This window comes from Vibrio sp. SCSIO 43140, from assembly GCF_023716585.1.
In the GTDB taxonomy this organism is placed as follows: domain Bacteria; phylum Pseudomonadota; class Gammaproteobacteria; order Enterobacterales; family Vibrionaceae; genus Vibrio; species Vibrio maritimus_B.
Genome location: NZ_CP071851.1, coordinates 1,030,395 through 1,047,928, shown reverse-complemented (window position 1 = coordinate 1,047,928; position 17,534 = coordinate 1,030,395). Strand labels below are relative to the sequence as shown.

Sequence of the window (17,534 nt, the reverse complement as noted above, 5' to 3'; positions counted from 1 at the left end):
TATTAAAGTTGAGAGAGGTGACAACATGGATAAGCGTGCCTTGATGTTCCATTTTATTGGAAAGGCTAAGGTCAGTGCTAGGGCACTGACCAAGTTCTGCCTCGTGCCAAGTGTCCTATTAACCGGAGCATTTGAAGCGGGCGCGGTAGAACGTATAACGCTTGCAACCCAGATCTGGACTCCCTATCAAACCGTTGATAGTAACGGCAAGATAGGGGGGGTAGCTGTAGATAGAGTCAAGTGTGCGCTAGGCAGAATGGGACAGCCTTATGAAATTCGGGTAATGCGTTGGGACAAAGCGCAGTTGATGGTTGAAACAGGCGAAATGCATGGCTTTTTTGCCGGTTCATCGAATAGTCGTCGAGCTCAATATGCGACGGCGTCTTATCCGATAGTGTCAGAAAACTTGGCATGGTTCATAGCTCCAAACATCTATGCCGACATAAATGATGAAACAACTAAGTACAGTTTACGTTTTGGTGCTAAGTTTAATACAAACAAGTGGTTATCTTTAAAGAGAGATGGCTATAACGTAATAAGAAAGCCAAGAGATGCGGATTCGCTATTACAAATGCTTTGGAAAGGCGATTTGGATGTCGCCTATGAGTACGAACTTGTGTTTGAAGAGTCGATGAAGAAAGCGAACCTACCCATGGACTACTTCCAACGGGTGAGAATTAAAAAGCAAGATTTAATGGTTCATTTTTCTAACGACTTTTTGCGTCAAGCCCCAGGCTTTTTGGAGCAATTTAATGCTTCCTTACGCAAATGTTATTGAAGTATAGGTAAGGGAATGCCATGGATATTAGTTTTCAGTTGATTGAGCTACCTGAAAACGAGCAGGTAATGAGTCGCCAGATAACGCTTCCTAGTGAAGGTGGCACAATAGGCCGTTCATATGAATGCACGGTGCAATTACCTGATCTCAGTCGCACGCTATCTCGCGTGCATGTAGAAGTGCGTCCGCACTCTGAGGGCGGCTTCCAGATTATTGATAGAAGCGTAAATGGATGTCAGGTGAATGGCGTTGAGCTTGGTGTCGGTCAGTCTTTAAAGTTGAATGATGGCGACAATATTCGTATTGGTGGGTATCTGATGCTAGTGAGCGATATGGAAGAACTATTCGCTGAAGGTTCAACCAATAGTAGCTCTCAGCAAAATACAGAAGGCCTGTTTCCCGAAAAAAGAGAGACATTCGACTTCGATAGCGTGATGGAAGAGCCGACAGAAGCGATATTTGCGCAAGATGTTTCGTCGAGTTCATCGTTTAAACAAGAAGAAGTTGAAGCGTTTTCATCTGAGAACGTGGTTGGGGAGGACATTTATTCCTACGACCCATTTGAAGATGACGATGATCTCGCGATGGACCTCTCAAGCAGTGATAGCAAAGACAATATCGTAATGATAACAGAGCATCAAAATGAGCCTGTAGCTGATGAACATTCTGTCACGGTTGCCAATGGCTCACAGATTCAAGCTCTAGACTCCAGCATCGATCGGTTAACAAAGTTAGTTGAGCATCAACAATCGACCGTCACCGCGGCAATCGATAGGGAGCGACTGTTTTCATGTATCGAAGTGACATTGGATAAGTTTTTGGATGATTTCAATCCCAGTTCTTTAGAAGAAGAGTTTGACGATTACATCACTGGGTGGGGCAACAAGGACAAAAAGTATTGGTCGCTCTATAAAAAACAGTTTATGAGAAAACAACAGAAAAGTGAGTTTAAAAGACAGTTTACAGCGCTATTAATGGAAGAGTTGAGGGAGAAGTAGTGGAGCATATGAATCTTATGCGTCTGTTTACGTCAGCGTTATTGCCGATAGCCATTTTAGGCTGTGGTTCAAGCGCACCCGTATTTCAACCTTCAATTGCAGTAACTGTGAACATGAAGGCAGCGGATGACATTAATACGTTTGATGATGACATTCCTAGACCGCTGATAATTAGACTGTACCAACTCAAAGAAAGTGGCGCATTTGAAAATGCGGAGTTCGTTAGTATTTACGAGTCAGACAGTAGTGTACTTGCTGGTTCGTTGATTAATTCGAAAGTCATGCCACCAGTAATCCCAGGTGAGACGCGGTCTTTTACGCTAGAAGTCCAACAAGAAACAAAGTTTATCGCAGTGTTTGCAGAGTTTGCAGACTACGAAGTGGCAACATCAAAGGCAGTGGTTGCGTTGGTCGAAGAACCTGATGAAAACCCAATAATTATAAGAATCTCTCAAGCAAAAATTGAGATTTCTCAGCCTGTTGATAGTTCATGGTGGTAAGGAGACCCAATTGAAACATCAGAGAAAAGTGGTATGGAAAGAAGGGATGTTTGTTGCACCCCAACATTTCCAACAGACAGAAAGATACATTACTCAGTACATTCAAAAGTATGTTGATCTAACGTCGAGCGGAAAAAGCTTCGGCGTTTCAGTGTTAGAAAATGAGTCTAACTACCTAAAACTAGGGAAATTTAGCGTCGTCCGTTGTAGCGGTGTGTTTCAAGATGGAACCTTGTTTGATTGCTCTCGTGAACTGATTATCGAGATTCCAGAAAACACCATGAATAAAACGGTCTTCTTAGCTCTGCCTCTTTCAATTGAAGGAGAGAACGAATACGGCGAGAGGGAACTGTTAAAACGTTACGTTGTAGCGGAGCACAATCTTTTTGATTCTAGTGATGCGGAGCAAAGTGGGATTAAAGCATCACTTGCAGAACCAAACGTTCGCCTGTTACTAGAAGGTGAAGACACAAATGGCTTAGTGCTAATCCCAATCGCTCGAGTTCTTGAGCGACGTGATGACGGAGAGGTTGTACTTGATAAAGGGTTCATTCCTGCATGTTTACAATATGGAGCCTCTTCGCTGCTGAAGGATAGATTGAAGGAGCTACTTATTCTCGTTCAAGCGAGGGCAAAAAACGTCATTGAGAGAATTGGTGCTGGTGAGCAAACAAAAAGTGATTTGAGTTTAATGCGGGAATTTCTTTGGTTGCAAACCCTAAACCGATGGATACCACAACTCGCGATTTTGGTTGAAAAGCCTGAAACGAACGTAGATACACTGTACGAAAAGTTGGCGAGCTTCTCCTCAGAGCTTGATAGCTTCACGCCCGCTATGGGCAGTGTAGAGCACGTGGTTCTTAATAAAGACAACCTCCACCTCGCATTTGGACCCTTGTTTTCGGGGTTAAGGGATAAACTGTCGATGGTCCAAAGTGACAAGGTAACCGAATTTGAATGGGATACTAACCTCTTTGAGAAACGTCGACTACTAAGATTGTCGATTCCAACCTTGGCTCAGATGGAAGGAAGGCGTTTAGTGATTTCAGTGAAGTCTTCGGTTGGTGCAGCTACTCTGAGCTCGACGTTCCCAAGCGTGTGTACTTTAAGTGGAATCAGTTTGATTGCTGAGTTGGTTAGAAATAGTCAATCCGGTGTCACTATCAATCCATTACCGGTTGCTCCATCAGAGCTAAAAGCTCAGGTCGACTTAGCCTATTTTGAGATAGACACCTCCCATGAATACTGGCAGCAACTCAAGTCGAAACGTGAGCCTATTGCACTGCACGTGGATAGTCGCATACCCGATCTAGCCATCAAGCTTTACGCATTGGGATAATGCTATGAACGATCTATTAGATGAAGTCACGGTCCCTTTAAAAACTCATGTTGATACTGATTCGGTGTCCTCGTCCGGTGGGGTGCGCCTGACCAGTTTAAACGCTATCAAGAACCAAGCGCGTTATACATTGGCCCAGCGCCAAACTGAACTGTTTGATAACGATATACTCCGTGTCAGCGCGGAGTTGTTATCGCTCATCATTTCTGTGAAGCGACTTGAATGTCCTGCGGATATGTATACTTTCCGTATGGGGTTAAAAGGGCAATTAACAGATCTAAAATACAAGGTAGCTAAACTCGACTATCCACCTTCTGTCGCGGATAAGACCTGCTTTTTGTTCGCCGTTATGTTGGATGAACAAATATTGCACTCCGAATGGGGAGAAGAGTCTGGATGGGAGAATCAGACATTAGTCAGTGAACTATTCGGTGTTAAAAACGGTGGTGAACAATTTTATCTTGTCGCGGAAAGAGCACTCTTACAACCCATCCTGCTTAAAGACCTTTTAGAGCTCATCTATATCATGATTAAGCTTGGGTTCCGCGGCCGCTATCGTGTTGAAGGAAAAGAGTTGCTTGGTGTCTTAGTTCAGCGATTAGAAGAGGCGGTGTTTGCAGACGTTGACCAAGGCTCAGAGCCAGAGAGGATGCCGATACCTAGACCGATAGCCTCTACTTTTAAACGTAGGGCTCGACCACAACGCCCGGTAAGGCTTGGGCGAGGTGCTATGCTATTTGTTGCCTTGCTCGCGTCGTTTTGGGGCGGCATATATTATTGGTATCAAATTACGGTTCCCGTCAAAGCAGAGCCATTTACCTCATTACCTAGCTTTACCGACAAATACTATAGTCAAGCCAACGCTCAAGAGAAAGAGTACATCTACACGAGCACCGATCAAGATCTCAGCGGTGCCAAAAAATCGTATGTGCCAGCTTCTAGTAATGTGTCGTCCATAGCGACTTCTGGTTCAACGTCTTCGAGTGTGTCAGCTCGTAACGGTTTTCGAGTACAACTTGCGACATTGTCCTCAAAATCTTCGGCACAAAACTTTCTGTCTCAACATGGTGAAATGCTACCGAATGCTCAGGTAGAGCGCCAAGGCAATTTTTATATCGTTTCCAGCAATGTAGCGACGACACAAGAAGCACAAGAAGTGCTAAGTGCTGCGAAGAATGCAGGGATAGATGACGCTTTCGTCATCAGAGCTAAGCAGTAGGTCAAACCAATGATGAAAAAAAATAAAGCGATAGTATTAGCAAGCTTGATAGCACTCGTTATAACGTCATTATTGATGCTGGTTTTTTGGGGATTAGGTTGGTTCGGAACTGAGCCTGCTTGGGTTATTGTGCTTCAGACACTCGGTGCGCTCGTTATACTTATTGGTTCAGGTTTCGGTAGTTACCGTCTATTTCGAAGAAAGAAAATCAATGAAGACGAGAAAAAACTTGAGCAATGGCGAGTGGATGAAATCAAGCGTACCTTTAATTTGGTTTGGAGAAAACACTCAAAGCTCAACGCAAATCCGTACTCAATTCCTTGGTATGTTCAACTTACCGAAGACCCAAGTCATGATCAGTCCTTGCTGCAACAAATGGGATTTGAACTGATTGACCCTGTTGATGAGTTACCTACAGATCTCGTCGCTGTCAGGTTTTGGGCTTCTGACGCGGCAATTATCGTCACCGTCGATCTAATGATGAACAAAGAGAGTTCATCTAAAAGTGTTCAGATACTGCTCGATTTGGTGCAAAAGAAGCGAGCGAGACAGGCTTTCAATGGTGTGTTGTGTTCGGTGAATTTGGGTAGCTTGATAAATAGCACAGAAATTTCAGCGAGTGAGACCAGTCAAAAGTATCGTTCTATGTTGGAAGATTTAAACAAGCAGACTGGGCTTATTTTACCTGTCTATTGTGCCTTTACTGACATGGCTCAAGTGCTTGATTTGTGTGAGCTTTTTTCACCGTTGGATGAGACAGAGAGGGATCAACCTTTCGGTGCACTGCGTGATTTGAATGAAAGCCGCCATTACGACAAGGAATGGTTTGATGACTCTTATGAAGCTTTGGTCAAAGGAATTGCGAGCACAATCAGCTCATCGCTCAAGCAACAACTTAATGCTGATTATCGTGACTCTTCAGTCTCAGGTTTGTTTCAGCTATCCGCACTTCGATATGACATTGAAGACTTTTTGTCACTAACCTTTAATCAGCACCAGTTTGATGACGTGGAGTTGTTTTTTAGAGGTTATTTCTTCGTCAATACTGGTGGTGATAGTAAGACACTGGACGTCGTTTCTGCGATGCATGCGTCCGAGCTCGGTTTTGAGTCAATCTCCACGGTAAACACTACGAGTAAAACACTCAGCTTGTTCGCTAAGGGGTTATTCCCAAGCTGTGTTCTAAAAGAATCGACATTGGTCGGCGTTAACAGAAAACGAGAGTTTACCTATCGGACGACGCGTTTAGCAGCGACTGTTGGCCTAGTTGTATTATTTGGTGGTTTCTTAGCACTTATAAGAGCCAGTTATGTCTATCAGCAAAACCTCGATGATCAAGCCCAGGCTATGCTCGCACAGTATAAAGATAACCTAAGGGTTAATGAAATACAGCCGGATGATCTCGCATCACCGGTATTTAGCCTGTATGAGCTTCGAGAAATCGATCAGCTATATAAACAGGATAACCACCCTTGGTACGTCTTAAGTTGGTTGCCAAGTTCAAGCATCGCTGAGTATGTGAACAGTGCTTATTACGGTGAACTAACATCGGAACTATTGACCTTGATGCGTGACTACATCATGAAAGATATGTTTGTGTACAATTCACTCGATGACAAAGTAAAGACGCTCGAACTGCTTAACCTTCAGCAGATTTTGTACAATCCTGATCGTCACTCATCTGAGCCATTGGTAAATTATTACATTGGAGCGCTTAACGAAGAGGGAAGCGGCTACGCTAATTTGATAGAGCGCTTTACCTTGCTCGCGCAAGATGCCTTAAGCACAAAGGCGGTTCCTCCTCCTTATGATGAACAATTGCTTGAACTCGTACGTGGCACTTTATCGTCTAATGATGTCAGTGAATTACTTTACCAGCACATCATGCAACATAAAGATTTCTCTCGTCGTGTTGATCTGCGAAACCAACTTAATCCAACCTTTGATCAAGTCTATAGTTTCAAGCAAGACTTTAGTGGCTACTTGATTCCGTATGCGTTTACTCGCGATGGATTTGAAGAGCTCAGTAACGAAACGGGTTTTCAACTCGCCTCTGAAGCCATCAAAGCTTACGAAGGGGTAATGGGGCGAATCAGTGGCGATGCGGAAATGAACCGGATTAACCGTCAATTACGCGAACGCTATATCAAAGACTACATAAGCCATTGGACTGCGTTTACGGGCAGCGTAAGTTTGACGACCGTAGACAGTTGGGGTGGGAGCGAACAACAGTTGGCATTGGTCACAGATGCTAACTTCTCTCCTTTGCTGCAGTTTTATCAGGTGATTGATGAAAATACCAACCTTCTCAAAACCTTTGAAACAACAGAGAAAGAACAACCTGCAGATAAAGATGCAAGCGCTAAGGAAGAGGAATCGCCGCTAACGCCAGCAAATGGTGCCGCGATGGAGCGTGTTGCTGAGTCGATTACCTATCCATTTAGGCACATTCATAGTGTCATTGCGGCAAATAAAACGGGTAAGAGTCCGTTTGATGTAGCAATGGGAGACTTACAAGCACTGCGTGATTGGATTGCCAAGTCCAAAGAGATTCAGTTTAAGGGACATTATTTTCTTGAACAGCTTGAAAATGCGGATGCGAGTAATCCAATCGCTAAACTCAACTCATCGGCGGACAACTACAATGTGCCGATTCTGCCAGAGCTAATGCAACAACAAGCGACGTTAGTTAATGGACTCGCTTTGGACTCCATACGTGAGGTTATCAATCAGGATTGGGCTAAGGTTAGTGATTTCTATCAAACTCGACTGGCAAGCCACTATCCATTTAATACGACTTCGACAACGGATGCTGCGTTGTCTGATGTTGAGTCCTTCTTTAAGCCAAACGGTGAGTTTGATCAGTTTGCGACTAAATATGCCAATCAGTTGGATATTACTATAAATAAAGAGTTGTTTATTAATGGCTTCGTACCACATCAATATTTGTCGCTCTCCTGGCAATATCAACCGTTCAAAGAGTCTGTTTCTCGAATTCAAGATCAGCTGTTCACTGGGGATAAGTTAGGCTTTAAGTTCTCAGTAAGAGCGGAAAAGATGTCACCAGTATTGACGCGTTTTGCGTTAATCACCAATTCGAAACTGTTCGAGTACCAAAATGGTCCTAAACTTTGGCGTACTCAAGCATGGCCAATCCCCACCAACCAAGTTCAGGATATTTCTATTCTTATCGAGGACACGAGTGGTGTAATAAAGCGTGATAAACAGTCGGGAGCTTGGAGCTGGTTTAAGGTTGCAGATGCAATGCAAGGGGCATCCCAAGTAGGCAGCAGTGAGCTGATTTGGCGTTACCAAGTAGGGGACAACGAGGTGAACTTACTGGTCAAGTCGGATGGCGTTAGGCAGCCGTTTGATTCTGGTTTCTTCAAACAACTGACACTACCTCAATGGCTGTAGAGTTGACTGTGCCACTATGGGTTAGCGCACTCGTTCCAGAGCATAGACTGGAACGAGTGAGCAACACACGTATTCTGCATACTCCAGAGCGCGATATGCGCGTTAAATTCTCTGCTAACGTACTCGATACCGCTTTGTTGCAAAGAGAGGCTTTATGGCTGTCGAGAGTGGGCACGCTTGGTGTCGACACGCATCAATGTCTCGGGTTTTTCAAAGATGGTAGTCGTGGTTTGCTGACGACGACTTATATTGAAGGTCGATCTTTATCTGACCTGATTCGCGAAGCGACTCCTAATGGCGCACAATCCATAAATATGAGCGACATAGTGTTACGTTTGTTTCGTGAGGTGGAACAGCTTCATCAACTCGGTATCGTTCACGGTGACATTAAGCCAGCTAACATCATTGTTCAGAGAAACGGTACACTGTCACTCATTGATTTTTCAAATGCTCGACGAGTTGGGGAGTTGTGGGCAGAGCGCGGCGTCAGTCAAAGCACTCAGAGTTTTGCCTATCCCAAAGGTGACAAATCCGCGAGTCCGATTCACGATTATTACGCATTACTCGTGACGATATTGACCGTGGTTGGGGGAAGCTATAAGCCTCTTCTCAGTGACTTCGAGTCTTGGACCTGTATGTTACTCGAGCGCCTTCAATTTTTACGCCTTTCAACCCAGCTAACCGATAGGGTAGAGGCGCTTGTCAAAGCTATAACTAAAGACCTTCAGCTACCGAATTCTCATAGTGGCGCGTAATGTCTAAGAAGGCGACACCTCAATTTTCTTGTGATTGATTCACGATAGATAGAAGGTGGATAGTCAAAAATATCCTTTCCGTCGAATAACGTGTTCTGTCTTGCAAAATTGTTATCGTTTTGAGCGAAATGTAAACAATAATCTATGCTTATCATTGAGTTAGCTCTATCCCCAGAATGGAGTCGGTATCTGGGAACCTAGTGGGGCACGCACTCGCTGTATAAAAGGAATAAAATCAGGAGAAGTTGTCCATGAAAGCGACAAAAACAGCGTTAACGGTATCACTTATTATAACTGGGTTTATGGCAGCCGAAGTACATGCTGCGACCGAGTGGAATGTATCTTTGTGGGGTAAGCGCAGAGCTTTCACAGAGAATGTGGAAAAACTGGCGGAGCTAGTTGAGCAGAAAACCAATGGTGAATTTAAGCTTGTATTGTCTTACGGTGGTTTATCGAAAGCGCGAGAAAACTTAGATGGAATCTCATTTGGTGCCTTTGAAATGGCGCAGTTCTGCTCTTTCTATCATACAGACAAGAATCCAACGATTACGGTAACGGAATTACCCTTCTCTCAAGATGTATCTTTGGCAAGAGTCGGTGAAATCTATACCGAGGTCTTTAACCACCCAGAAGTAAAGAAAGATCTTGCTAGATGGAACGCAACGTTACTGATGCCAACACCCTTACCGCAATACAACATTGCAAGTAAGAGTGACAAGTTAGAAAGCTTGGATGACTTTAAAGGGCTGAGAGTTCGCGGTCCCGGTGGGATTATGAGTGTTCTAGAAAAGCTCGGTGCAGTCAAAACTACAGTACCTTTTTCTGAAGTTAGGCAGTCAATGGACTCCGGTGTCATCGATGCAGCATCGTTTGCCCCGCACGCCCACCTGGCGACAAATACATATAAGGTAGCAAACTGGGTGACGACCAACTTGAACCTAGGCTCAGCGAACTGCCCGGTAGTGGTTAACACAGAAGCGTTAGAAATGCTTAAACCTGAACATCGAGAAGCGTTATTGAGCTCGGTGCCAGAAGCACTGGACTACTATGTTTCGAATTACGAGCAAAACACGACGGCGAAGTTCGATAAAGCAATCGCAGATGAGGGCGTCACACAAGTCACTTTCACGGCAGATCAAACTGCAGAACTTAATGATTTAGCGGCTTCAGTGCGTGAAGATTGGGTGAACAAGTACAAAGGTCAGTTCGACTCTCAGGCTTTATTTGACTACACAGAAGCCTTATTCAAACAGCAAAATTAATGCTCATTTCAACACTCAAACTATTAAGCGCTAGTCGTGACTAGCGCTTAGTTTTTTTTCAATACCAAAAGGATTTCGAGTATGTCTGCGTCAGTTTTAGAGGACAGCTCGGCGGTAAGTCGGGTCGACAAGGTATTCTTCAAGCTTGAATCATTATTAAATCTTGCCGCAGGGTGCGTGATCGTTGCACTTGTGGCATTGGCCACGACCAACATCCTAGGGCGCTGGCTGTTTTCAATGCCGATCAGCGGTTACATCGACTGGGTAGAACAGGCGATGGCGTTTATCGCCTTTTTAGGGATTGCATACACGCAGCGTATGGGCGGACACATTAGGATGGATATCTTGGTCGGACGTTTCAAAGGTCGATGGTTGTGGTTCACTGAGTTCTTATCAAGTGTATTGATGCTAGTCGTCACTTTGCTACTTATTTACGGCTCTTACCTTCACTTTTGGCGAGCCTATTCTATTGGTGACTCTTCTGTTGATATCAATTTGCCCACTTGGCCTGCAAAGCTAGTTGTGCCATTTGCATTATCGGTGTTAGCACTGCGATTGATTTTGCAAATCTGGGCGTATTTACGAGCGATTAAGCGAGGTGATACTAAGCCAGTAGCCGTTCCCATGATCGAATCTGCTGCCGAAGTTGCAGCGAAAGAAGCTGAAACCGTGAGTGCCAGCGATGAGGGGGCTTCAAAATGATGTCTTTGTTTGAAGTTATGGGTGCGATGGACTCTATTGAAATCGGCTTGTGGGTTTCGGGATTTATGTTGGTCATGGTGATCATCGGGGTAAGAGTCGCTTTTGCTGCTGCGATTGCTGGTTTCTTAGGCTTAGTGTGGATTTTTTCGGCAAAACTGGGCTTTGAAAGGGGGCTCTTAGTTGCGATTAAAATGGCTGGCACCATTCCGCATTCTAAAGTGTCATCGCTTGCTTTATCGCTAATACCGACCTTTATACTTATCGGATTTCTCGCTTACCATGCAGGATTGACACGTTCATTGTTTGAGGCCGCAAAACGTTGGGTTGGTTGGCTTCCAGGCGGTATGGGGGTGGCTACGGTGTTTTCAACCGCGGGGTTTGCCGCTGTATCAGGTGCATCAGTTGCAACATCAGCAGTTTTTGCCCGAATTGCCGTCCCTGAGATGCTCAAACTTGGCTACGATAAACGCTTTGCGGCAGGGGTTGTCGCTGCTGGTGGTACGTTGGCTTCGTTGATCCCGCCTTCTGCGATATTGGTTATCTACGCGATTATTGTTGAGCAGGATGTAGGCGCACTGCTAATGGCTGGCTTTCTACCAGGCGCTGTCTCTGCGCTGATTTATGGTGGGTTAGTTGTATTTCTTGCTCTAACACGTAAAAACTTTGGTCCACCTGTGAGAGGTTTTACCTGGAAAGAGCGATTTGAAACCCTTCCGGGAGCGATGCCTATATTCGCAGTAGTAGGCATAATCGTCGTATGTATTTATGGCGGCGTGGGGACTCCTACAGAAGCTGGCGCGTTAGGTGCATCATTGATTCTGGTCTTGGCTATTTTCCACGGTAGTCGTTGGAAAGAAATTAAAAGCTCTTTGATGGAAACGGCTAAGTTATCAGCCATGATTTTCGCAATAATTTGGGGTGTACTGATCTACGTCCGTTTCTTAGGGTTTGCAGATCTTCCCACAGTGTTTTCGGATTGGATTGTTAGCTTGGAACAAAGCCCAATGCTCACGCTTCTACTCATACTTTGTGCCTATGCCGTTTTAGGGATGTTCATGGACGCTATAGGCATGCTGTTGTTAACGCTACCGGTTGTTTATCCCGCGGTTATCGCCCTAAACGGTGGCGCAGATGTCGCGGCGGTAGATTCAGCATTTGGAGTGTCAGGAGTAGGGTGTGCAATTTGGTTTGGTATCATCGTTGTAAAGATGGCTGAACTCTGTCTAATTACTCCGCCAATTGGCTTGAACTGCTTTGTTGTTGCCGGCGTTAGACCTGAATGCTCGGTACAAGACGTATTTCGAGGTTGCTTACCGTTTTTTGTCGCTGACGTTATCACCATTGCCGTGTTGTTAGTGATGCCAGGGATTGTTCTGTGGTTGCCGAGCTTAATGGGGTATGCCTAGTTCGATCTAGACTCGTGTGTTAGTCGCTAAACAATAGGAGTGCCTCGATTAAGTCGAGGCATTTGTTTTTCGTCTTGCGATAAATCAATTATCTTTGTTTTCTCGCCAAATAATCGTGACTTCACGAACACCCCATTGTTTGGCGCTCTCAACATCATTCCCCATGTAGATATCAATCTTTTTAGTCCATCGCTTGTTCATTTTGTCTAGCACTCGATAGGTTCCTTTAAACCCTTCGATGGTGACTTCTTGATTGTGGTCTAAGCCAAGCTCAATTAGATCTCTTGATACCGCAATTGACCTCATACCCGGCTTGAGCGTGTCTCCCCAAGCCCCAATGTTGGGCGTCGAATCTGTTTCACCGACGGCAGACGTGTAGGCACTCGCTGTGACTCGGAGCTTTTTCTCAGTAGAAGCGAATGTCGTTAAAGGAACAAGTAAAGCTAGGACTAAATAGCTAAGCGATTTCTTCATCTAAAACCGTATATTTAAGTTGGGAAGATTGAGGTAAGTATAGCCTTGTATTGTGCTGTGCCTGTCAGGCAAGCGTTTGATGAAGGAGAGGAAAGGCACATAGCGGCTTTATGCGCTATGCACCTAACCAAGGGATTATCTTGTTTTGCACTCAGTGAAAACAACGTCGGATAACCCTTCCTCCGCTTGTTTTACGGTATCTGCACACATGGTTTTGGTGAACGATTTAGTATCGTTGAAGTTGTATCCAATTGATGAACGAGTATCGTAATTAGTGAAGAGGAAGTCACCGCTATCGTGGTTGTAGACGAACTGAGTCCACGTCGCATAAGTTTCACCATTCTCAGGGTCGATCAGATCTTGCGGGATCAGGTTACCCGCGTTGTATGTGCTTAGCAGCTTGCCGCGAGTTTGTGCCCAGCTGGCATCTTCTTGGAACGCAATGTGTTGAGTGTTAAATAGGCCACGTAGGTTGCGGTCTAGTGAGCTGATTGAGCTTGGGATGCCTTTCGCAGCGATATCGTCGAGATTTACTTTCTCAACGTATGCACGGTGATCTTGTTGCAGTGGCGAGTTCGCCATAACACGCAAGTCAGACTTGGTGTCACCACGGTAAACGACCATCTTGCCGCCTTTGTTTAGCTGAAGCAGTGCGATGTCTCCGGATTTATCTTGGATAGAAATATGCAGACCGTGCTGTGTGCCGTGTAAACCATCTTTCCAAGCGATTTGCCAATCGTTGCTGTTGAATGCTTTAACGGCTTCTTCTGTCGTCGCGTAATTTTCTGTTATGTAACGAATTACATCGAGGAAGCTGACCGCTGGCGCGCCATTATCTTGGTAATCTGCAATAAACTCAGCTGAATCGTACATATAGAGCAGTGAAGCAGCGAGTCCTTCAGAATTGATGGCATCGGATGCGACTCCGCCGAAGACATCCCATTCCATCTGTGAAATAGCGTGAAACTTGGTGATCCACGTCATCGCGTTTTTGTAGCTTGGCGCTTCTGAGCTGTTACTTATGCCAACAGGGTTCACTTGCGCTACATTGCCTAACTGCTCCCCCCAATCTAATGAACGAACCGTAGAGACACCATGCGGCGTATCGAGAGTGAAGCGTGAACACGCATTAGCCGCGCCAGCAGTTAGTGCTAACGCAGCTGCAGTTAGAGATGCGATTGCCAATTTATTTAGTGTTAGTGCTTTCATAACAAACCTCAAAGTTGGTTGATATTGGTAACTTGAGTCTATTATTTCAATTTATTTAGCGATGAAAAGCTGCTAAGGCTAGGAAAATCCCCTATGATATGTATTGAGTGTACAGCGGAGGAAGTGTGGTGTTATGCCAGCATCTTTAGATCAGTTAAGAGCATTTGTAGCAACCGTAGAGAATAAGGGGTTAGCTCAAGCCGCGAGAAGCCTTGGAAAGCATGTTTCCACAGTTCGGGAGCAAATCAACAATTTGGAAATAGACACGGGTATTACGCTATTTGATCGATATCCTCGCTCTCTAGAGGTTACCGCTCAAGGTGAACAGTTATATAAATCCGCGACAGCCATGTTGAGAGAAGCGTCGCTATTTGATGCCAACGTTGCGAGCATATTGCAGGGTGTCCCAGAGAAGCTGACATTTGCCGTAGACAGTGGTTTAAAGGAGCCCGCGGTTGATGCAATCATCGCAAGGTTTGTCGAAGCGTTTCCACATTTATCTCTGCAGGTACGCACCGGTGACACCCTACAGATAAAGGCATGGGTATTAGAAGGGGTCGTAGATATCGGACTTATATTTAACACGCTGCAACTGCACACCGAGCTGAGCTCTGAAAAAGCCTATGCGTTTGGGGTTAACTGCGTTGTACCTTGTTCATGGGACCTGCCGGAACAAGCTGATACCAGTTCTCTTTTAGATAAGTTGCAGCTAAGTCTCTCTTTTTTAGACGAAATAGGCGTTCGAAACGCTGATATTACAAGTCACCGCTTTATGTTGTGTAATGATGCCGTACAAATATTGAATCTAGTTAAGGCAGGTGCCGGTTGGGGCTACTTGCCAAACTTTGTTTGCCAAACGGCGATTCAAAACGAAGAGGTAAGGCTGTATCAACCTACACCAGATAGTATTTCAGATTGGAACACGAATCTGGTTTGGTCGAAACAAAACATTCTCAATCCAGCGATGAGGTGGCTTGTGAATGAAATACAAAAGTTACCTAAGTATCGCTAGTCGACTTCATGTACGGTGCCAGTATCAAGAGATAGTTCTTGAATAGCTGAGATAGTCACAACACAAGCTTTTTGTATCAGTGTACTCTCAGCGCCATTAAATCTGGTGAAGCATTGGTTTGTCGTATTCAAAATATGTAACGCTTTACCTCGCTTTGTATTGAATTCTCGTTTCATGATAGGTAACTCAGGCAGCCTCCCTTGCAGAGCTGCTCTTAATTTATGTCGGTTGAAAAGGTGTTTGTGGCTCTCAAGCGATTGTGTTAGTTCTCGTAAGTGAGCGAGTGTCGTCTCTTTCATGTGAATCTCATTCAAACAAGCGAGTTATTGGCTAGGTTTACAACTGACAAGCGGAGGAACCTAGCTTGCCAGTTGGGGTTGGTACATTGAAGAATCAATCAACTGCTTAGAATTGGTAGTCTTGGTATTGCTGTTTGCTTCTAAACAAGCTTTTAGCGCTGTATTTCACGTTGGAAAAATCAATAGAATCTACGTCGATTTTACGAATATCCATATTATCGTAGGTGCGGAAGTAGTAATCTTTATTCGCGATATCTACGACATTAGAGTACGACGTGAACTGTGGTACTTCAGCTGACGCGAAACGCCAATACAGGGTACCCTGTGGGATATCTACCGCGTTGACCATAGACCATGCACGATTAACGCCGTCAAAATCCGTTTTTAGTTGGCTTTGATCCATTGTGTAATTGAAACCAACCATCTTTTGGAATCTTCCAATGGGTGAATAGTCAAATGACGCAAATGTTTCTTCGGAGAAACGTGCTTTGGCAGAGTGATATCCATCGTAACCATCAAGCATCATTCCAGCGAGTGCTTCTTGCTCGTGATATGCTGGATCATTAGTCATCACGCCAAGTTTGTTTTCTGTAATCACAGGGAAGCCAGTTCCGTCAAGATACTCAACAACAATGGCACGTTTCCCATCGTTGAAGGCGTAGTGCATACCAAGATGCAAGCCGTCTACAACGTCGTAGGCCGCGACGGATACTTTGGTAGACTGAAGTATCTTTTCTGCTTCATCGACGGATCTTGCGTTGGCGAGAACATAGCGCACCACATCACCAGAGCGAATATCACCTTGCCCTTCATCGGCGAACACTGCACCTGCAAGCGCGAGCGCTTCACCGCTAAGTCCATGTTCGTTCAGAGCCGAGCTAAATAGCTCCTCGCCATGTTCTATACCAACAAAACCATGAGTCGTTTTGCTTTCGGAGAATACATGTCCGCGGGGGACAACAGCAATTTTACCTTTTAACTCACCGGGCCATTCCATAGTTCGACCAATGAATGTATTGCCATTGTCAGTGGAAAAATTAAAGTTAGTACATGCGTTAGCGATGCTTGAAACGCCAGCCATTGCTATAGCCGAAATAGATAGAGCAAGTAGTTGTTTTTTCATGGTAATCCTCGGAACAGGTCAATATCACTTTGTGTATGGGGCCTATTATGGATGCTATTATCCCTCTTAAAAACTCGTATAAGAATGATATTTTCCTGCTATAGTTTGTGCCAAGGAGGGGTTATGAATTTTTCATTGGATCAGATCGCTGCTTTTGTCTCAACTGTAGAGGAAGGCAGTTTTAAAAGCGCGGCAATTAAACTGAACAAGCATTCAACGACGGTAAGCCAACAAGTGGCATCGTTAGAGATTGACCTAGGCTTTGCATTGTTTGATAGGCAGGTAAGAAAGTTAAACCTTACCGAACAAGGGCGGCTTTGTTATGCCAACGCTAAGGGAGTAATGGTTGAAGCATTGCATCTGCAGAGAAAAGTCAGTGGCTTGCTCTCTGATGTGCCAGCAACGTTTACGGTTGGTCTCGATACAACAGTGCGTGATAGGCAATTGGTTAGATGCGTCAAAGATCTCGCGGATAAGTTTCCAACGATTGATATTACGATTTTACATGGGGACGCAGTATCCATAATCGATATGGCCGAACAAGGTAAAGTAGATGTTGGAATAGTTAACTCTCTATTTAAGGCGCACCGCTCTCTTACTATGGTGCCACTTTTTAGCTATGAGATAGTGTCGGTCGCGAGTTTAAAGTGGTTAGGGGAGCAAAGGGTTAAGTCTGAGTCCGAAGTTCGTATCTATCCTCAAATCGTTATGCAATATATTCAGAATGCGAGCAGTCTAAAAGGGCATATTTTTAGTAATCGATGCTATACGGCGCAAAGTTTAATGGACCAGTTGGACATGGTGAGTATGGGCATGGGATGGGCAATCGTACCTAAGTTCCAGGCGTTGGATATGCTTGATAGCGGTGACCTTGTCGAGTTTAAGATAGAGGGAGGCAAAAACATTAACTGGAGTGCTGAGCTTATCTACGGGGCCGATAAAGCAATGAACCCCGTTCTAGCAAGGTTCATTGAAAATACGTCTTCACTGACGAATCGTTAGACAAGAGAACTTAAATTGAGAGCTCGTGAGTACGTCACA

General features: G+C 44.7%; 15 protein-coding genes. 12 read left to right on the top strand and 3 right to left on the bottom strand.

The features are described from left to right. Positions 1 to 25: 25 nt before the first annotated feature. From J4N45_RS23200 to J4N45_RS23155, 10 genes are all read left to right on the top strand, one after another. Positions 26 to 778 (top strand): transporter substrate-binding domain-containing protein, encoded by a 753-nt coding sequence (locus J4N45_RS23200; RefSeq protein ID WP_252014746.1) that lies wholly within the window; start codon positions 26 to 28, stop codon positions 776 to 778. 20 nt (positions 779 to 798) lie between these two features. After that, complete coding sequence (locus J4N45_RS23195) at positions 799 to 1,776, top strand: type VI secretion system-associated FHA domain protein (RefSeq protein ID WP_252014745.1); 978 nt, start codon at positions 799 to 801, stop codon at positions 1,774 to 1,776. 8 nt (positions 1,777 to 1,784) lie between these two features. Beyond that, positions 1,785 to 2,276: a type VI secretion system lipoprotein TssJ gene (gene tssJ / locus J4N45_RS23190; RefSeq protein WP_252017231.1), complete on the top strand. Its 492-nt coding sequence runs from the start codon at positions 1,785 to 1,787 to the stop codon at positions 2,274 to 2,276. A 10-nt stretch (positions 2,277 to 2,286) separates the two neighbouring features. Beyond that, positions 2,287 to 3,615, top strand: coding sequence for a type VI secretion system baseplate subunit TssK (gene tssK / locus J4N45_RS23185; protein WP_128649654.1), 1,329 nt, complete (start codon positions 2,287 to 2,289; stop codon positions 3,613 to 3,615). A 4-nt stretch (positions 3,616 to 3,619) separates the two neighbouring features. Continuing rightward, the gene (gene icmH / locus J4N45_RS23180; protein ID WP_252014744.1) at positions 3,620 to 4,834 is read left to right on the top strand and encodes a type IVB secretion system protein IcmH/DotU; all 1,215 of its coding nucleotides are present in this window, start codon (positions 3,620 to 3,622) and stop codon (positions 4,832 to 4,834) included. 9 nt (positions 4,835 to 4,843) lie between these two features. Continuing rightward, positions 4,844 to 8,251, top strand: a complete 3,408-nt coding sequence (gene tssM, locus J4N45_RS23175) for a type VI secretion system membrane subunit TssM (protein WP_252014743.1) — start codon at positions 4,844 to 4,846, stop codon at positions 8,249 to 8,251. Between the two features lie 8 nt (positions 8,252 to 8,259). Continuing rightward, complete coding sequence (locus J4N45_RS23170; protein WP_252014742.1) at positions 8,260 to 9,006, top strand: protein kinase domain-containing protein; 747 nt, start codon at positions 8,260 to 8,262, stop codon at positions 9,004 to 9,006. A gap of 251 nt (positions 9,007 to 9,257) precedes the next feature. Next, positions 9,258 to 10,268, top strand: coding sequence for a C4-dicarboxylate TRAP transporter substrate-binding protein (locus J4N45_RS23165; RefSeq protein WP_252014741.1), 1,011 nt, complete (start codon positions 9,258 to 9,260; stop codon positions 10,266 to 10,268). Positions 10,269 to 10,349: 81 nt separating this feature from the next. After that, complete coding sequence (locus J4N45_RS23160) at positions 10,350 to 10,970, top strand: TRAP transporter small permease subunit (RefSeq protein ID WP_234496720.1); 621 nt, start codon at positions 10,350 to 10,352, stop codon at positions 10,968 to 10,970. Next, positions 10,967 to 12,376: a TRAP transporter large permease gene (locus J4N45_RS23155; RefSeq protein WP_252014740.1), complete on the top strand. Its 1,410-nt coding sequence runs from the start codon at positions 10,967 to 10,969 to the stop codon at positions 12,374 to 12,376. Before J4N45_RS23160 ends, J4N45_RS23155 begins: the two co-directional genes overlap by 4 nt. Before the next feature lie 84 nt (positions 12,377 to 12,460). On the opposite strand, the gene J4N45_RS23150 is transcribed toward J4N45_RS23155, so the two are convergent. After that, a complete protein-coding gene (locus tag J4N45_RS23150) occupies positions 12,461 to 12,850 on the bottom strand; it encodes a 3D domain-containing protein (RefSeq protein ID WP_252014739.1) in 390 nt (129 codons plus the stop codon). 135 nt (positions 12,851 to 12,985) lie between these two features. Beyond that, positions 12,986 to 14,059: a linear amide C-N hydrolase gene (locus J4N45_RS23145; protein WP_252014738.1), complete on the bottom strand. Its 1,074-nt coding sequence runs from the start codon at positions 14,057 to 14,059 to the stop codon at positions 12,986 to 12,988. A 133-nt stretch (positions 14,060 to 14,192) separates the two neighbouring features. On the opposite strand from J4N45_RS23145, the gene J4N45_RS23140 reads away from it, so the two are divergent. Then, positions 14,193 to 15,071: a LysR family transcriptional regulator gene (locus tag J4N45_RS23140; RefSeq protein WP_252014737.1), complete on the top strand. Its 879-nt coding sequence runs from the start codon at positions 14,193 to 14,195 to the stop codon at positions 15,069 to 15,071. 405 nt (positions 15,072 to 15,476) lie between these two features. On the opposite strand, the gene J4N45_RS23135 is transcribed toward J4N45_RS23140, so the two are convergent. After that, positions 15,477 to 16,493, bottom strand: coding sequence for a linear amide C-N hydrolase (locus J4N45_RS23135; protein WP_252014736.1), 1,017 nt, complete (start codon positions 16,491 to 16,493; stop codon positions 15,477 to 15,479). Between the two features lie 123 nt (positions 16,494 to 16,616). Here J4N45_RS23135 and J4N45_RS23130 point away from each other — a divergent pair, with 123 nt between their 5' ends. After that, positions 16,617 to 17,495, top strand: coding sequence for a LysR family transcriptional regulator (locus J4N45_RS23130; protein WP_252014735.1), 879 nt, complete (start codon positions 16,617 to 16,619; stop codon positions 17,493 to 17,495). Positions 17,496 to 17,534 lie beyond the last annotated feature (39 nt).